Origin of the sequence: Rhizobium sp. CB3171 (genome assembly GCF_029714265.1) — a bacterium.
GTDB lineage: Bacteria > Pseudomonadota > Alphaproteobacteria > Rhizobiales > Rhizobiaceae > Rhizobium.
In genome coordinates, this window is the sequence record NZ_CP121653.1 from 551,823 (window position 1) to 568,929 (window position 17,107).

Here is a 17,107-nt window from a genome sequence, read left to right on the forward strand (position 1 = left end):
AAGCGTTCATAAAAGAACGGCCGGCAAACTTGAGCGCGAAGGTGATAACCTCACTGCTCAAGTTGCCGACAGATAGAAACGACCGAGTTTAAACCGCTGCCGTCATTTTTGATCAGACGGTAAGCAGGTCGCTCGTCGTATCATCCTGGTAGTTTGAGCCAAACAGCGAGCCAAAGTCCGGAAGCTGCGGTGGCTGCGCCTTCATCGAGCTCTCAAGCTGGCTCTCCGTCAGAGAACCCGAGCTTGTCGTATCCAGACTATCGAACAGGGTTGTCGCTTGCTCCTCGCTCACGTCGGACGGACGTGCGGCGACGAATTCCGCTTCGCTGACGCTGCCGTCACCATCCGTATCCATTGAGGTGAACATGCTGGAGATCTCGCTGTCATCAGGCGTTTCCCCGGAAGGCGGTGGCGGCGGCGGTTCATTGGACTGCATTGCGCTTGCCAACTGGTCTTCCGTCAACGATCCGGTGTTGCTGGTATCAAAGCTTTTAAACAGTGTCGTAGCCTGATCCTCGCTTACATCGGACGGTCTTGCGGCGACGAATTCGGCTTCGCTGATGCTGCCGTCACCATCCGTATCCATCGCGCTGATCATGTCGCTCTGGCTGCCATTCGGGCCGGCAGACTGTTGAGTAGCCGAGGAGGTGCTGCTGGAGCTGTCATCCGAGTCCGACGAGGAATCGTCGCCGGAAGCGCCCGACTGCAGGTTGAGCATCATGTTCATGAGCTGCGCAACCAGTTGCTCGGCCGACGATGTCAGGGACTGATCATCCGTCGAAGAAGAAGAGGACGATGAGCTTTTGCTGGACGAACTGCTGCCCAGAATCGACGCGATCGAATCGTCCGACGAGGACGATGTCGAGCCGGATTTTTGATATTGGTAATAACTATTTGATAAGACGGATGTAATGCTCGTCAAGGGGGCCTCCAGATGCGAGCGTTGACATAGACTCCGGGTTTTTACGCTTACTGATGTTACTCTTGGCGCCGTGCTGCGTTCGATGAACGCGGTAGCGCATCTTTCGAGATCAATGCAGACGGATACCAAATACTGGAGGCTAAACTTGTTCAGGGTCCTCGTTTGCGCGACTGCGCGACCGGAAGACGGATGAAAAGATAAGCCACGACAGTTGCCGCCATCATGGCGTCTTTGGCAGTCCACGTTCTCGTCTGGTACTCCCCAACGGCCTGAACCTGCACAGGAAAACTTGCGCGAACCTTGTAAAGTCCCGCCGGCACGCCCGTTTCCACCGCCACGAGAGCGAGGACCACATCAGATTGCCAAGCCGAGTTTTCGGGAAACAAATTTCAATAATTCGGTACACACAGAAACATCGAATCTCCCTAGATTCCGTGCGGCATGCGCGGCGGAAAAGGGATATTTGGCGAATGACGGAAAATCGGCTTGTCTTCATAGCCACCCCTTGTTTCGGGGGCATGGTCGCCAAGGACTATATGCAATCCATCATTTCCCTGATGCAGGTTGGCGGGCAGTTTGGCGTGCAATTGACGCTGGCGCTGCTCGGCAACGATGCGCTGATCACCCGCAGCCGCAACACGCTCGTCTCGCATTTTCTCAATGATACTGCGGCGACTCATATGCTGTTCATCGATGCGGACATCAGCTTCGAACCGGAGCAGGTGATGCGGCTGCTGGATGCCGACAAGGATGTGGTCGCCGCCATGTATCCGATCAAGGACTACGACTGGGGCAATGCCGCCAAGGCACCTCTGCGGAATGCTGAAACTCTGGCGGAAGCGGCATTGCATTATGTGGGCACCCCGCTGACCGGTCCCTACGCTGAATGGGACGGCGATTTCGTCACCGCGATCTATGCCGGCACCGGCATGCTTCTCATCAAGCGCGCCGTCATCGAAAAAATGATCGCCGCCTATCCCGGCCTGCGCTACGACGCGATCCACGCCTATCCTGGCACCAAACGCTCGCCGACCACGCAATATGCGCTGTTTGAATGCCTTATCGAGGAAGAAACCGGCATCTATCTGAGCGAGGACTTTGCCTTCTGTCATCGCTGGCGTGCTGTTGGCGGAGAGATCTGGCTCGATACCGGCAGCAAGCTCAGCCACACCGGCGCCCATCGTTTCGCCGGCAATCCTCAGCCGCGCTACGAAACCCTAAAGGCCTGAAGAAGCGGGACTTGCGATAAATCGCTGAACGATCCGTCGACTAACCCCATGTCTGGCCGGCAATGAGGTCGGTCAGCTCTTCCTTCGCAGCATCATCATAAGAAAAGGCGCGCCGACGAGGGCCGAGACGAGGCCGGCGGGTATCTGGTATGGCCAGACGATGGTGCGGCCGATGAAGTCGGCAAGGACCATCAGCGCGCCGCCGATGGCAGCCGCCCCCGCCATTTGTGGGAGCGCGCGGACAAGCCCCGCTTCCCGCGCCAGATGGGGCCCCATAAGGCCGACGAATGTCAGGGGACCGACGCTCAATGTTGCCGCTGCACTCATCAGCCCGGCAAGACCAAAGAGCAGGAAACGGGACTTGCGGACCGGAATGCCGACGGCGAGCGCTGGCGATGGACCGAGCGGTAGGATATCCAGCCAGCGTCGGGCAAGGAAAGCCGCCGCGGTCAGAATTGCGGCCGCGATGGTAACGGTCGCGGCGGAACGGCCGTCGACGCCGTAGGTCGAACCGCTCATCCAGCGCATCAGGAGGACGGCGCGCGGATCGCCCGTAGAGCTCAGGACGCCGACAATGGCATCGACCATGGCGCTCAAGGAGATGCCGGCCAGCAGGACACGTTCCGGTGCCAGTCCCGTGCGCATGGAGCTGAGGAGAATCACGGCCAGAACGACAAGCGCGCCAATGGCCGCGAAGGTCAATTGTCCGGCAAGTCCCGGAACGAAGATGAAGACAGCAATGGCGACGCCAAAGGTCGCGCCTGCGCTGATGCCCAACACTTCCGGGCTCGCCATCTCGTTGCCGGTGATTCTCTGCAGAATGACGCCCGCGACGGCGAGCATTGCGCCCGAGGACAGCGCCGCAAAAACCTTAGGCAGCCGCATCGGGATAATCTCGCCAAAGAGCGCCGCTTGCGGGAGGCCCCAGCTTCCATCGATGCCGCGTCCGACGAACACAGCGACGACGAGCGCCACGAATAACAGGCAGAGTGCGACGGCAAGCGTGTTCGTTCCGGCCGGTGCCCATGAACGCGCGCGTTCTTTCATCTGCAACGCCCGATGCCGGACCTTCAGCCGGGGAAGCAGCAGCAGAAGCAAGGGCGAACCGAAGATCGCCGTCACCGCGCCTGTGGGCAAGAATTCTCCCAATTCACCGGCAACGAGCTGGATGGAGGCGTCAGCAATCAGCAACAGCCCGGCGCCGATCAAGGGCGACCACAACAGCAATTGCTGCGGTCGCCGCGCCCCGGAAAGCCGGGCAATTGTCGGCGCGACCAGACCGATGAAGCCGATAACCCCAACGGCACTGGTTACAATTGCGGCAAGCGCGACCGCACCACCAACGACGATGAAGCGCAGCCGGACAAGGCGAACCCCGAGGGCCGATGCCGTGCCTTCGCCGAGATCGAGAAGGGAGAGCGGCCGCATGACCAGCGCGCAGATAATGGCGATGATCGCCGTCTTCCAGAGAAGCGATATCGGAATGACCCAGCTCTGCTGCGCAAGCGATCCTGCGCCCCAGATGAAGAGGCTGACGAGATAGCGCTCGTTTAGAAGGGCAAGGATTGCCGACAGGGCGCCGCACCAAAGACTGATGACGAGACCCGACAACACCAGCGAAAAGGGTGAGAAGCCGCGCCGCGCCCCAAGGCTCATGACGATGCAGGCGACGACCGCGCTTCCCCCGAGCGCGACCAGATCCCGGCCTAGCCCTAGCAAGCCCGGAAAGAACAAGGTCGTGACGACCAGCGCCAGATTGGCACCCGCGGAAATTCCGAGCGTTGTCGGATCGGCAAGGGGATTGCGCAGAACCTGCTGAAGGAGAGCGCCGGCCAGCGAAAGCGCCGCGCCGGCGAGCAGCGCCGTCGCAAGGCGAGGGAGCGTCGAATAGAAAAGGACCATTCTCGGCACGTCATAGCCAGCCTGGCTTTTCACTTCGAGCGAATGGATGACGAGCAACCATGAGAGGAGGGCGCCGACGCCGAGAAGCACCAGCGCCACGATTGCGGGTCCGAATGCGAACCTTCCAAAAAACCTGTTCATTCCTTGGGATCCAAAAGGTCGGTCAACAGGCGGGCGAACCGCATCGCCTCATTGACCATGCCGAACATCAAAGCAGGGGGAAGGATTGAAAGATGTCCTGGCCGGGCGAACGGTAGGCTTTGCCAAAGGGGGCTTTGCATGATTTTAGGCAGGACATCAGCAGGTATCGGCTCGAAGGCGATCAGACGTGTATCGGGATCGGCAATGCGGGAGAGGTTCTCGATCGCAATCGTCTGGAAGCCCCAATAGTTCGATTCCTCGGTCCAGGCGTTTCGCACGCCAATGCGCTCGAGAACGTTATGATAGAGACCCGGGCTCGCATAGATTCGAGCATGGCGCGCGTCCATGAAGTTGACGAGCGCTACGGGAGGAGGGGATTTCGCGGCAAGACGGGCGTGGCATTCGGCGAAGAAAGCATCCGCACGCGCGAGAAAACCTTCGGCTTCCGCTTCCCGGTCGATCGCAGTCCCGAGTTTTCTTGTCGCCGCGATGGCCGCCGGCAGTATCGGGCCAATACCGGGCGCGTAGATCTCGAGGCGGACGACCTTTGCGACCTGCTTTAGCTTCGGCAGAAGTTCGTCGAGATAGGGTGTCGTCAGAATGATATCCGGCTTGAGGGCAACAAGGAGTTCGAAGTTGACCTCCCACGAGCTGCCAAGGTTCACGACGGATTGGGGCATTGCCGGCTCGACTACCCATTTATCCCAGTCGGCAAGATCGGAAACTGCCAGCGGAACGACGCCAAGCGACAGAAGCGTCGATGCGAGACCGTAGTCGAGGCTGACGATTCGCGGCGCGGATTGCGCAAGAACCGGCGCGTTGCCCGCAACCGCCACAGCCGCCATTGCTCGCAGCAGGGCCCGACGTGAGAACGCGGAAAGAGAAATGGGATCAGCAGGCATAGGCGAGCGGATAGCCGGTCTTCGGCGCGGCGATGACATCCATGTCGATGCCGTAGATTTCCTGCAGTCGCTCACGCATCAGGATCTCATCCGGCTTTCCGCTGGCGACGACGCGACCACGTTTCAGTGCGCAGATGCGATCGCAGAAGCGAGCAGCCATGTTGATGTCGTGAAGGACGATGATCACGCTGAGGCCTTTTTCATGGGAGAGCCTGCGCACCAGCGACAGAACCTCGATCTGATGGGCAATGTCGAGAGCCGCGGTCGGTTCATCCAGCAACAGGCACTCGGTATCCTGCGCGACCAGCATGGCGAGCCATGCTCGCTGCCGTTCGCCGCCGGAAAGCGTTGCCACGGTGCGGTCGGCCAGAGGTTCGAGATGCGTCAGGGCAAGCGCTTGCTCCACCTTTTCCCCGTCTGTCCTAGAGAAGCGCCCAAGAGGGCCATGCCAGGGATAACGCCCACAGCGTACCAGCTCCCGAACCGTCATGTCGGCGCTGGCGCTCACATCCTGCGGTAGATAGGCGACCGTGCGTGCAAAGGCGCGTTCCGGAAATGACCTGATATCCCGCCCGGCATAGCTCGCCGAACCCGCCGTCGGTAGGATCTGCCGGCCGAGGATTTTCAGCAGGCTGGATTTTCCCGAACCGTTATGCCCGACAAGCGCGACGAACTCACCTTTTGGAAACGACAGATCAACATCGCTTAGAATGTCGTTTCCGTCGATCGAAAGCCGAATGCGATGCGCTGCGAACGCCTCGGTCGAGGCAGTTGCGCCAGCCATGTCGTTGTGATTTTCCACGTGTCGTCCCTCGCGGCAAGGTGCTGTCGGTACTAAAGATGACTTGTGTTATCAAGTATTATTTTCTGCCTCTGCGATCCCTGCTTAACACGTCTCGCCTGCCTTTTCAGCGAAGCGTGGGGCATTGGATTTTTAAGTTGACTCTTTTGGTTATGTTTATATTTTGCGCGCAACGCAGGTGGATCGCCGGGGACCGCTGCTCCGCTGCGTGACCAGAAAATGACAGACAGGAGTGGCTTTGCATGGTGATCATCCGGCAGGCAGGATTTCGCGCGTCCTTAAACTGCGCGGATGGGCGTCGTGTAACGAAACATCTGATTGCCAGCAGTGCTTTGACAGCCGTTTCCTTGGCCTTGGCGCCGGCGGCTTGGGGGCAGGATTCCGCAACCGAACTTCCGAAGATCGTCGTGGTCGGCAAGTCCAACCGCGCAATTGGTCCTGATGCCACCATCGTTGCCAAGGAGACGACGACCGGCACCAAGACGGACACGCCAATCATCGATGTCCCGGCGGCCGTTTCGGTCGTAACGGAAAAGGAACTTGAAGAGCGCCACGTCGATAACCTGCAACAGGCAGTGGCCTACACGGCAGGCGTCCTCTCCGACGAGTTCGGCAATGACGACCGTTATGATTATTTCCGTATTCGCGGCTTCGACCAGACGGCGCTCGGCACCTATCGCGACGGTCTCGCGGCCCGCGTTCCCGCCTGGTATACGGCGAGCCGCCTGGAGCCCTATGGCCTGCAGCGCGTGGAAGTACTGAAGGGATCGACCTCGACGCTTTTTGGTCTCAACGCTCCGGGTGGTCTCATCAATGCGATCACGAAGCGGCCGCCAGAGGAAAAGCAGGGTGAAGTCTACACATCCTTCGGCGACGGAACCAAGGAGGTCGGGACCGACTTCGGCGGGCCGCTCGATGCCGACGGCGTTTGGAGTTATCGGTTTACGGCGCTCGCCAAGGATGGAGACCTTGGCTGGGATTATTCCAAGGACGATCGTCTCTATATCGCGCCGGCTCTGACCATCAAACCCGAGGAAGGAACGTCGCTCACCATTCTGACCGACTACTACAAGCGGAATGGAACCGGCGCGCGCGGTTTTCCGGCCGGTGCCAACCTCAACATCAATACCTTCCTGGGCGAACCGGATTTCAACCGCTTCAACACCCGCCAAAGCGATATCGGCTACCAGTTCGAGCATGAAATCAGCGACGGCCTGACCTTCCGCTCCAATGCCCGCTATACGCATCTCAGCCTCGACTATGCCGAGGTTTATGGAGCCTCCCTCGATCCGACTGCCGACCGTCAGGCCTTCTCGGTGGATGGCTTGTCGAACCGCTACGTGATCGACAACCAGCTTCAATACGATACGGGTTGGAATGCTTTCGACAGCAAGACGCTTGTCGGCATCGACTATGCCAACGACAACACCCGCGAAAACATCCAATATGGCACAGCCGGGCCGATCGACATCTACAATCCGGTCTATTGCGGTCTCTCCTGCATTAATCCCAATCCCTTCGTAAACTGGCGCGTCAAGCAGCAGGCCGTCGGGCTCTATGCGCAGGAGCAACTGACCTTCGACGATCGCTGGATCGCCACGCTTGGCGGGCGCTGGGACCATGTCCACACGACCGCGGATTACGTTGACCTCGGCACTAGGGACGACAATACCGAATCCGCATTCACTAAGCGCGCCGGACTGACCTACAAGATCAATTCCAATCTTGCCGCCTATGTGAATTATTCTGAAAGCTTCCAGCCTCTCGTGACGCCATCCGCCAATGGCTATGCATTGAGCGGTTCGCTCAAGCCTCAGCGGGGCGAGCAGTATGAAGTCGGCCTGAAATATCAGCCCGACAATTTCGATGGACTGTTCAGCGCCGCCCTGTTCGATCTGACGCAGACCAATGTGCCGACCTACGTGACGCCGCTCATTCAGGAGCAGATCGGCAAAGTGGGCGTGCGCGGCATCGAGCTGGAGGGCAAGGCGGCCCTGAACGATCGTGTCAACCTTACGCTGGCTTATTCCTACTGGGACGCCGAGATCCGTGAAGATGGAACGGGCGGAAATATCGGCAACAGGCCACAGCGCGTCCCGAAACATCTTGCCTCGGCCTGGCTCGACTACACCATCCCCGGCGAAGGGCAGCGCGGCGATCTGACCCTCGGCGGCGGTGTCCGCTATATCGGGCAGACCTATGGCGACGACGCCAACACGGTCTCCGTCGGGGGATATACCGTGTTTGACGCGGCGGTCAGCTACAACGTGACCAAGAACGTCAGGCTTGCGGTCAACGCCACAAATCTCTTCGACCGCAAGTATGTCGCGACCAGCTACTATGGGACCGAGTACTACGGCGATCGACGCAAGGTCATTGGAACACTGAAATATACTTGGTGAGACATTGAGCGAGCGATTGAATTCCGCCCAAGCCTCATCGAAGCAACCGATATCGTCCGCATCAAAGGATGCGGACGGCGAGCGCGATCTCGGTGCGCTGTTGGTCCACCATGGCGGAGAGAAATACGGTTTCTGCCGCGGGAAATTCTTGCTGGACGCGCCGGCAGGCTGCGATGTCATCGCGTGCTCGGCGCTTTGCGAAGCAGATTGCTTCAACAGCATCATCGACCGATACGGGGCGAAATTTTTGCCGGCCGATCGCCGCGCCATCGTGTCGCTCTGGACCCTTTATTACTTCAGCATCTTGACCATCAACACGGCGCTCGCATGGCTCGAGCTGCGACGCTGTCTGCCGGTCTCGCTTGACGAGGTCTCGCTATGCCTCGACCGGGAAACGGCAACGCCGGTATCGTTTCTTCTGCCCAATCTCGGACAGGTGCGGGAACTCGACATACACGCCGCAATAAGACCCCTTGTGCGGCAGCACATAGAACCCTTGGCCAATGCGATTTCCCATCATGCCCATCTAAGCGGCAAGCTGCTCTGGGGAAATGCGGCTGGCTATCTCGATTGGATCATCGATGAAACGGGCCGTCAAAGCGCTCCCGCATTGGCTGAGGAAGGGGCGCCGCTGTTTTCCGATCCCACGTTTCCTGATGGCGAGAAGAACCCGTTATGTGGTACCCTGCGCAGCATGCAGGACGAGAGTGGCCTTCCATTCAAACGCCGCAAAGTCTGTTGCTTGCGCTACTGCCTTCCGGATATCGGCGGATGCGGTCTGAGCTGTCCGCTGCCGCAGGGACGGCAATAGACCGGAAGCAACATTGCTGCCTGCACCGTTGCGATAGACTGAAGCCGTCCCAAAACCATGCTTCCCCGTGGCGATATAAAGGTGGCATTGTGGAGGACGTGCGTCTGGTCGACCGGCAGTTCGGCATCACCGCCGTCCGAAAGCGCAGCACAAAGATTTACGTCAGCCGGCAGTCATATCTGCAACAGCGCCGTTCCTGCGTGAAACCGACGCAAGGGAGCTGCCCCGACCGATGAAATGCTTCCACAAATGGAAAAGCGGCGGGCAGCACCTAGATAATTATGGAGGAGGAGTATGCACTATGAACGTGTTGATTGTCGAAGACGAGGGACTCGTCGCCCTCCAACTTAAGAAAATAGCGGCCGATGCCGGGTTTTCGGTTCTCGGCCCGGCATCCGGCGTTGAGCAGGCGTTGGCCTATGCCAGACGCGCCGATATTGCCTTGGTCGATGTCGGCCTTTCGGAGGGAAAAAGCGGCCCCCAGCTCGCCCGCCGACTGATCGATCGCTTTCATACAACGGTTATTTTCGTAACCGGAATACCCGAGGCGATCCGGCAGGGATTCGGCGGCGCCTTTGCGATTATTCCAAAGCCGTTCAGCGATAAGCAAGTTGCCGACGCCCTGGGTCGTGCCCGCGACATGCGGATGAGGGGAGAAAATCAAATCACGCCTCACGGGGCATGAAGCTGAACGGAGGACGATTGGTTTGACCAGGTGCTTCGACGATCAGAAAGATGGTCGAAGGTCGCTCCGCTGATGTCGCCTGAACCTGATGACTGTATTTGGGAATTTGCTTCCGCGGTGACCGGTGGCGTCAATGGAACCTTTCAACGGTACCGGCATTATCGTCGTTATTCTGCCTATATGGGGGGATGGCGATGAGCATGGAATCAAATTCAGCGCCAGCCTCGGCAAATTTCCTCTCCTTTGTTGGAAATCCAACGGCATTGCAGGTCAGCCAGGACTTCATCGAAAGGCTGCCCGTGGCAATTTACGCCTGCGATGCCGACGGTCGTATCCTCTGGTTCAATTCACTTGCCGCTACTTTATGGGGCCGCTCGCCTCTCATCGGCGATGACAGTGAGAAATATTGCGGCTCATACCGCCTTTACACTGGCGGCCGGCGAATTCGTCGGGACGAAACACCGATGGCAACCGTGTTGCGCACCCGCGCTCCGGTGCATGGTGTCGAAGCAAGAGTCGAGCGGCCTGACGGCTCCTCCATCTGGGCCATGGTTCACATCGACCCGGTGGAAGACGAAACAGGCAAATTGATCGGCGCCATCAACTGTTTCCACGAAACCACAGCCCTTCATAACGCGAACGAAGATCTCTCCGAATTTTTTGAGAACAGCGCCGTCGGTCTGCATGTCGTAGCCGATGACGGAGTGATACTCCGCGCCAACCAGGCCGAACTCGCCATGCTTGGCTATGCCGAAGGCGAATATGTTGGCCACAATATCAAGGACTATCATCTCGATCCGTCAGTCATCGGTGACATTCTCGATTGCCTGCGCAATCACCGGCCGATCAGCCAGTATCCCGCCAAGTTGCAGGCAAAGGATGGCTCGGTCCGCCATGTATTGATAACGTCGAACGGCCGCGCCCGCGATCGGAGAGCAACCGGCACACGCTGCTTTATGATCGACGTCACCGATCGGGCCGAAGCCGAGGCTCTTCTCCACGAGCAGGAGCGCAGGCTTGCAACCACTTACGAGCATGCCGGTAGCGGCATCGCAGAGATCGATGCCGGCGGGCGACTATTGCGCGTCAACTTGCGGCTTTGTGAATTGATGGATTTGACCGCCGACCAGCTCATCGGCCGGTCGATCTTTGACGAGACGTTTTCTGAGAATGTCGAGCATGATCGTGAGCAGTTTCAGCGTCAGGTCGCCGGCAACATCGATCGATACTCCGTCGAGAAGCGGATTTTACGAAAGGATGGCAGCTCCTTCTGGACCTCGGTTACCTCATCGAGCGTTCGCGACGCGGACGGACGCTTTCTCTATGCGGTGCGCGTCCAGCACGACATAACCGAGCGCAAGCAGGTGCAGGAGGAGCTCGCCGCCCGCATCCAGGAGCAGGCGGCACTCTACCGGCTCACAGACAGGTTGCAGCATGCGCGATCCCTTGGTGATGTCTACGAACTGGCTCTGGATGCCATTCAAGAGGCGTTGCGGTGCCAACGCTCATCGATCCTTTTGTACGACAGCGCCTCGATTTTGCAATTCGTGGCTTGGAGGGGGTTGTCCGACGCCTATCGTGCGGCTGTTGAAGGCCATTCGCCTTGGAAAGCGAATGAGGAAAATCCGCAGCCCATCTACATTGCGGACATCAGGCGGGCAGCGCTCCCGGAATCTTTGAAGAAAACCATACTCGCTGAAGAGATACGGGCTATGGCCTTCATTCCCCTGCTGGATAGTGGAAAGCTTGTCGGGAAGTTCATGGCATATTTCGATAAACCGCATGTCTTCACGAACGGGGAGATCGACATAGGGTTGGCGCTCGCGCGTCAGCTTGCTTTCGGCATCGAGCGAATGCGGGCTCAGAAGGCGGCGCAGCATTTGGTCTCGATCGTCGAATCCTCGCACGATGCGATCGTGAGCAAGAATCTTGATGGCATAATCACCACCTGGAACCGCAGCGCGGAACGGCTGTTCGGCTATGCCGCCAATGAAGTGATCGGCAAATCGATCACCATTATCATTCCACCGGACCGGATGGATGAAGAGACGGAAATTCTAAGGTGCATCCGCACCGGCGAGATGATCGACCACCTTGAAACCGTGCGACGGCGCAAGGACGGCAGCCTTGTAGATATTTCGCTGACCATATCCCCGGTTCGCGACGCCAAAGGGCGGATTGTGGGAGCCTCCAAGATCGCCCGCGACATTACCGAGCGCAAGGAAGCGGAGACCAGGATTCGAGCGAGCGAACGGCAGCTTCAGGATCTCCTGGCAGCCATTCCGGCGGCGATCTATACGACGGACGCACGGGGTAAGATCACATATTTCAATCAGGCGGCGGTGGAGTTCGCCGGCCGCACTCCGACGCTCGGCAGCGATGCGTGGGCTATCAGTTGGAAGCTCTATTGGCCGGACGGAAAGCCGCTGCCGCATGAAAAGTGCCCCATGGCGATCGCCCTCCAGGAGAAGCGGGCGGTGCGCGGTGTCGAAGCCGTGTCGGAACGGCCCGACGGCACGCGTGTTCCGTTCATTCCCCACCCGACGCCGATATACGACGCGGATGGCAATATTGTCGGCGGCATCAACATGCTGGTGGACATCAGCGAGCGCAAGCAAGCCGAAACACAGCAGAGAATGCTGCTCAACGAACTCAACCATCGGGTCAAGAACAACATGCAAATGCTGCAGTCTTTGCTTTCAAGCGCCGCAAGGCGGAGCCAGAGCGAAGAGGCGCGGCAAATCCTCGAGGATGCGACAGGCCGGATCAGCGCGATGGCGGCTGCCCAACGCGTCTTGTACGATACGATCGATGCGACCAAATTCAGTCTGCCGCAGTTTCTGGATGCCGTCTGCTTTGCCGTGCAACAGACCCTGCCATCATACGCAACAATTACCCGCAAGGCCGATGCCGGCGAGCTTCCCAATGACGCCGCCATGCCACTTGCGCTGATTATCAACGAGCTGGTCACCAACGCCTTCAAGCACGGCGGTGCCGCCGATGCTGATTTTAACGTTCGGGTCTCGCTGCTTCAGGAAGGGGAGGCCGACGTTCTCTCCGTTGAGGATGACGGACCGGGTTTCGAACTGAGTTCGGTGCGTCACAGATCATCCGGCCTTCGGCTGGTTGAAGGCCTTGCCCGCCAGCTCGGCGCCACTTTCACCGTAAGCTCAGGTTCGCCGACGCGCTGCAGTGTCGCGTTTTCGCGGATGGCTGAGAGGCAGGGCTGATCTTGAGTAACGATACCATTCTGATCGTCGAAGATGATTTTTTTATCGCCATGGACGTTGAGGCGACACTGACCGCTGCGGGATATTCGCTCGCGGGCATCGCCTCCTCGGCGGAGGAGGCGATCCGGCTCGCCGTTGCGCGTCGACCGGCTCTGGCGATCATGGACATAAGGCTTTCGGGCAAACGCGACGGCGTGGATGCGGCGCTGGAGCTCTTCAGAGACCACGGTATTCGCTGCATTTTCGCGACGGCTCACGCCGACCACGACATCATCCAGCGCGCCGGCCCGGCGTGCCCGCTTGCGTGGCTGCAGAAACCCTATTCGATGCCGTCCCTGATCAGCGCGGTTCAGAAGGCTTTGAGCGAGATTGCGTCAAAATCCGACGATCAGGAACCCGGCTAAGCCTCGCGCCGTTGGACGAAAATGGGCACATCGAGACTATTTGCCATCGCGATACCAGCGCAGCGACAGGCAGGAGAGACCTGCATCGATCCTGCCGATTTCGGTGGTCTTCATCGGTGCAATCCTGTAACCGAGCTTATCGAGCATCTCCAGCGTGCGCGGATAGTCGGAAGGGACCATCAGGACGTCATTGACACGCAGAGCATTCGCCGCCGGCTCTTCGCCTTCCGGAATGATGATCTGCTTGAAATCCTTGAAGACGCCGGAGCGTGCAAGGCGGGCGGTCGAGAGCACGGTTTCCTCGTCCAGCAGCGAGCAATCGGTCTTGAAATGAAGCACGCCTTCTGGCGTGGCAACCAGTTCGGCTTTGCGGCCGAGCTTATCTAAGCAGCCGGCGAGAGCCTCGGCGCCCGCTTTGTCGGTTCGCGCCGAAAGGCCGATCATGACACCCTTTGGTGTCGTCAGAACATCGCCGCCGTCGACGAACCCGTGACCCGGGAGATCGAGGACGATGTCGAACCTCTCACGCAAGGCGGATGCGATGGCCGCTGACTCGCCCGCGCGGCTTGCTGCGCCCGGACGAAGCAGGATCGCACCCTCGGTGAACACGAGAGCGGGATCCTCGACGAAGATGGAGTCGGGAAAGGCCTCCAGCGCGGGCAGGATGGTCACTTTCACACCAGCGTCGCGCATAGCGGCAATATAGTCGTCATGCTCCGCTTTTACGCCTTCATAAGTCGGGCCGGCATGCTCCCCGGCACGCAGGCCATCAACGACCGAGCGCGATGGCTCGCGAACGATGGCGGAGTTGAAATGATAAACTGATCTGGGTGAGGACATTTCCTAATACCTTATTGCCATTCAGAGCGCTTCTACCGTGCTTGCCGATGGTCGTCGACAACGCTGTCCACGGCCGGCAGGCGGGAATATGCCCTAGCCTTGGCGCTGATGTCATTCGTTGGTTGTGAAATCGTAGCGTCTAAAATCTACAAACGCGCACCTGTCCGGGGCAAGCGCTCGCCCCGGCGGCTAGCTCGTATTTGCGAAGAACGGATCGCTCAAGGATCAATCGTCGATCCGAAACCCGACCTTCATCACCACCTGATAATGCGCGACCGCGCCATCCTTGATGTGTCCCCTGATTTGATCCACCTCGAACCATTCGAGGTTCCTCATAGTCTTCGAGGCGCGCGAAATCGCCGTTTCGATCGCGTCGGTCACCGAGGTTCTGGAACTGCCGATTAGTTCCACTTTCTTATAGACATGATCGTTCACGTTATCCTCCCAGATTCGTGCAGACTATGTTTGGCTTCGAACTCCCGGGCCGCGTTCCTGTGGCCGGCTACGAGACGTCTGTTATTTCAGATATCTCGCATTCACGATCCGGCAACAGTCGTCCTTTGTCAAACGGTGGAATCGCACTTGAGGCAGTTCCCGACCAGGCCTTCGCTCGGCCGCGATCATCGCCGCCTACGCGACCTCCCTGAGCGCGCTTAAGCGGCCCGATTTTTTGCTCAACGTTTCCACGGTGAGGAATTTTGTAAACCAATGTTTCCGGCAAGAATTTTCGCTGGTTTCGCCAGCGAAAAACCTTCTTTTGGAGAGGAGTTTGTATAAAAGTCTGAAGAAACGGAATATTGCCTATGACTGTGACCACCGCGCCTGACATCTTGATTGTCGACGACGACCACGAAATTCGTGCGCTTCTGAGCCGATATCTCGAGGAGCAGGGCTTTCGTGTCTCGACGGCAAGCGATCTCCGCGGCTGCAACGATGCCCTTAATCGGCGCCCCCCGGATCTCCTCGTTTTGGACGTCATGCTGCCCGATGGATCGGGCCTTGATCTTTGCCGCGATCTGCGAAACCGCCGTCCTCGTGTCCCGATCATTCTCCTGACCGCTCTCAAGGAAGACATCGATCGGATCTTGGGGCTTGAGATCGGCGCGGACGACTATCTCGGCAAACCGTTCAACCCGCGAGAGCTGGCAGCGCGTATTCGGGCGGTCCTGCGCCGGGTAAACGAGGATCCCTCTTCCGAGCCGGAGCAGCGTCGCTTTCTTTTTGCCGGGATGACCCTCGATCCGCAGCTTCGCCGCGTCACCAGGGACAACGGCGAAGTTATTTCATTGACCGGAGCCGAATTCGATCTGCTCAAGGCCTTTATCGAACGAGCCGGCCGGCTGCTGTCGCGAGACCAGCTGCTCGACTTGACGCAGGGGCGTGATCGCGACCCGGCCGATCGTTCGATCGACGTGCTGATGAGCCGATTGCGCCGCAAGCTGGGGGAGACGGCCGAGGAGCCAGTGTTCAGAACGATCCGAAACGGCGGATATCAGCTCGTTGTCCCGGTGACGGCCGTTAAGGGCGATCCATGAGGTCTCTAGGCGCCCGGCTGGCGATACTCTTGCTGACGGCTATCGTTCTGGTGGTCATCACCTCGTCTTTTGCGGCAAACCTGGTCATGCGAGGGCCGCGGCCGGAAGCAACCATGGAGCCGATGGCCCATCAGCTCTCCATACTTGCAAAGCTCGCGGAAAAAGACAGGGCTGCGGCGATTGCTGCTGGCGTAGTCATAGCTGCTGCTCCCGCAGACGGGCAACCCGATGAACCGCTTTCCGGATTTCTGATGGAAAGCCTGCGCCGAACCGGCGACGTTCGGGTGGCGACCGTATCTCGCCAACCGACCGGTACTATGATTGCCTCTCTCTACCTTCCCGATGGCAAGTGGATGGTGATGCCGTTGCCGGAACTCGGCCCGCCGCCTGGGGGGTGGAAGATACTGGCGGGATGGCTCGGCCTCATCATTGCAGGCAGTGTCCTGATTTCAATATTTGCCGCATCGAAGATAATGAAGCCGCTTCGCCTGCTTGAGCGCGCTTCAGCCGAAATTGGTCCGGACGGGACGCTCCCGCATGTTCCGGAAACCGGTCCGGGCGAAATTCGCGTCACGGCACGCGCACTCAACGAACTATCGGCAAGGGTGAAGGCTGCAACCGAGAGCCGGATGCGGCTGGTCGCAGCCGCCGGGCATGATCTCAGAACACCCATGACGCGCATGCGATTGCGCGCTGAATTTATCAAGGATGATGAGGATCGGCTGAAATGGCTCGCCGACCTCGAAGAGCTCGACACGATCGCCGATAGCGCCATCGGATTGGTACGCGAGGAAATCTCCAAGGACAGCCTGCAGTGCGTAAGGCTCGATACGATCGTGGCAAACATCGTGTCGGAGCTGACGGCGATGGGCATGGCTGTCAAAGCCGGCGAACTGCAGCCCGCGACGATTTGCGCGGGCTCTCTGGCGGTCACAAGGGCTCTGCGCAACCTTTTGATCAACGCCGCAACGCATGGTCAATCGGCAATCGTTACCGTCACTCGCTCCGGCGACAAGGCAATCGTCACAATAGTCGATACAGGACCCGGCATTCCGGAAGAACGCTTGAGCCAAGTGTTCGAACCATTTTTTCGGATCGATATCGCACGGCAGCGGTCTTTCCCGGGAGCGGGCCTTGGTATGGCCATCGCCAAGGAAATCATTTCCAGGTTCGAAGGTGAGATCACCGTGCGCAATCGGCACCCGAGAGGTCTGGAGCAGATTGTTGCATTCAAGAACCGCAGCGATAGACCCGCCGCTGGTTGAGAGGCCGCCTTTGTTCAATGGCGGAGTCCCGTTTCAG

General features: G+C 58.9%; 14 protein-coding genes. 8 read left to right on the forward strand and 6 right to left on the reverse strand.

Annotation, left to right across the window (positions count from 1 at the left end; genetic code table 11):
• Positions 1–112 precede the first annotated feature (112 nt).
• Entirely contained in the window at positions 113–922 is an 810-nt protein-coding gene (locus QA648_RS21825; RefSeq protein ID WP_283053629.1) for an EF-hand domain-containing protein, read from the reverse strand.
• A 470-nt stretch (positions 923–1,392) separates the two neighbouring features.
• Here QA648_RS21825 and QA648_RS21830 point away from each other — a divergent pair, with 470 nt between their 5' ends.
• Entirely contained in the window at positions 1,393–2,151 is a 759-nt protein-coding gene (locus QA648_RS21830; RefSeq protein WP_283053630.1) for a hypothetical protein, read from the forward strand.
• Between the two features lie 72 nt (positions 2,152–2,223).
• Here QA648_RS21830 and fhuB read toward each other — a convergent pair whose 3' ends face one another.
• From fhuB to QA648_RS21845, 3 genes are read right to left on the reverse strand one after another with little or no spacing between them, the layout of a single operon-like run.
• Positions 2,224–4,194 carry a Fe(3+)-hydroxamate ABC transporter permease FhuB gene (gene fhuB / locus QA648_RS21835; RefSeq protein WP_283053632.1) on the reverse strand — a complete coding sequence of 657 codons (1,971 nt, stop codon included), beginning with the start codon at positions 4,192–4,194 and terminating at the stop codon, positions 2,224–2,226.
• A complete protein-coding gene (locus QA648_RS21840; RefSeq protein ID WP_283053633.1) occupies positions 4,191–5,039 on the reverse strand; it encodes an iron-siderophore ABC transporter substrate-binding protein in 849 nt (282 codons plus the stop codon). Before QA648_RS21840 ends, fhuB begins: the two co-directional genes overlap by 4 nt.
• A gap of 46 nt (positions 5,040–5,085) precedes the next feature.
• Positions 5,086–5,880 carry an ATP-binding cassette domain-containing protein gene (locus QA648_RS21845; RefSeq protein ID WP_283053635.1) on the reverse strand — a complete coding sequence of 265 codons (795 nt, stop codon included), beginning with the start codon at positions 5,878–5,880 and terminating at the stop codon, positions 5,086–5,088.
• Positions 5,881–6,140: 260 nt separating this feature from the next.
• Here QA648_RS21845 and QA648_RS21850 point away from each other — a divergent pair, with 260 nt between their 5' ends.
• The 5 genes from QA648_RS21850 to QA648_RS21870 all read left to right on the forward strand — a co-directional run bounded on the left by QA648_RS21850 (position 6,141) and on the right by QA648_RS21870 (position 13,430).
• Positions 6,141–8,300 (forward strand): TonB-dependent siderophore receptor, encoded by a 2,160-nt coding sequence (locus QA648_RS21850; RefSeq protein WP_283053636.1) that lies wholly within the window; start codon positions 6,141–6,143, stop codon positions 8,298–8,300.
• Positions 8,301–8,304: 4 nt separating this feature from the next.
• Entirely contained in the window at positions 8,305–9,111 is an 807-nt protein-coding gene (gene fhuF, locus QA648_RS21855) for a siderophore-iron reductase FhuF (protein WP_283053638.1), read from the forward strand.
• 301 nt (positions 9,112–9,412) lie between these two features.
• Complete coding sequence (locus QA648_RS21860; RefSeq protein WP_104826399.1) at positions 9,413–9,796, forward strand: response regulator; 384 nt, start codon at positions 9,413–9,415, stop codon at positions 9,794–9,796.
• A 200-nt stretch (positions 9,797–9,996) separates the two neighbouring features.
• Positions 9,997–13,026, forward strand: coding sequence for a PAS domain S-box protein (locus QA648_RS21865; protein WP_158704560.1), 3,030 nt, complete (start codon positions 9,997–9,999; stop codon positions 13,024–13,026).
• A gap of 2 nt (positions 13,027–13,028) precedes the next feature.
• The gene (locus QA648_RS21870; protein ID WP_245464161.1) at positions 13,029–13,430 is read left to right on the forward strand and encodes a response regulator; all 402 of its coding nucleotides are present in this window, start codon (positions 13,029–13,031) and stop codon (positions 13,428–13,430) included.
• A gap of 36 nt (positions 13,431–13,466) precedes the next feature.
• Here the strand turns inward: QA648_RS21870 and QA648_RS21875 are convergent, their stop codons facing one another.
• Positions 13,467–14,270, reverse strand: coding sequence for an arginine deiminase family protein (locus QA648_RS21875; RefSeq protein ID WP_260304845.1), 804 nt, complete (start codon positions 14,268–14,270; stop codon positions 13,467–13,469).
• A 225-nt stretch (positions 14,271–14,495) separates the two neighbouring features.
• Positions 14,496–14,705 (reverse strand): dodecin, encoded by a 210-nt coding sequence (locus QA648_RS21880; protein ID WP_104826402.1) that lies wholly within the window; start codon positions 14,703–14,705, stop codon positions 14,496–14,498.
• A gap of 368 nt (positions 14,706–15,073) precedes the next feature.
• Here QA648_RS21880 and QA648_RS21885 point away from each other — a divergent pair, with 368 nt between their 5' ends.
• Together QA648_RS21885 and QA648_RS21890 are read left to right on the forward strand one after the other, a co-directional pair.
• Complete coding sequence (locus QA648_RS21885; RefSeq protein ID WP_104826403.1) at positions 15,074–15,805, forward strand: response regulator transcription factor; 732 nt, start codon at positions 15,074–15,076, stop codon at positions 15,803–15,805.
• A complete protein-coding gene (locus QA648_RS21890; RefSeq protein WP_283053642.1) occupies positions 15,802–17,070 on the forward strand; it encodes an ATP-binding protein in 1,269 nt (422 codons plus the stop codon). The genes QA648_RS21885 and QA648_RS21890 overlap by 4 nt, the downstream gene beginning before the upstream one ends.
• Positions 17,071–17,107: the final 37 nt, after the last annotated feature.

Bases quoted from the DNA above. Each gene is read 5' to 3' on its own strand.
- QA648_RS21830 (WP_283053630.1), top strand. From the start codon at position 1,393: ATGACGGAAAATCGGCTTGTCTTCATAGCCACCCCTTGTTTCGGGGGC.
- fhuB (WP_283053632.1), bottom strand. From the start codon at position 4,194: ATGAACAGGTTTTTTGGAAGGTTCGCATTCGGACCCGCAATCGTGGCG.
- QA648_RS21840 (WP_283053633.1), bottom strand. From the start codon at position 5,039: ATGGCGGCTGTGGCGGTTGCGGGCAACGCGCCGGTTCTTGCGCAATCC.
- QA648_RS21845 (WP_283053635.1), bottom strand. From the start codon at position 5,880: ATGGCTGGCGCAACTGCCTCGACCGAGGCGTTCGCAGCGCATCGCATT.
- QA648_RS21850 (WP_283053636.1), top strand. From the start codon at position 6,141: ATGGTGATCATCCGGCAGGCAGGATTTCGCGCGTCCTTAAACTGCGCG.
- QA648_RS21860 (WP_104826399.1), top strand. From the start codon at position 9,413: ATGAACGTGTTGATTGTCGAAGACGAGGGACTCGTCGCCCTCCAACTT.
- QA648_RS21865 (WP_158704560.1), top strand. From the start codon at position 9,997: ATGGAATCAAATTCAGCGCCAGCCTCGGCAAATTTCCTCTCCTTTGTT.
- QA648_RS21875 (WP_260304845.1), bottom strand. From the start codon at position 14,270: ATGTCCTCACCCAGATCAGTTTATCATTTCAACTCCGCCATCGTTCGC.
- QA648_RS21885 (WP_104826403.1), top strand. From the start codon at position 15,074: ATGACTGTGACCACCGCGCCTGACATCTTGATTGTCGACGACGACCAC.
- QA648_RS21890 (WP_283053642.1), top strand. From the start codon at position 15,802: ATGAGGTCTCTAGGCGCCCGGCTGGCGATACTCTTGCTGACGGCTATC.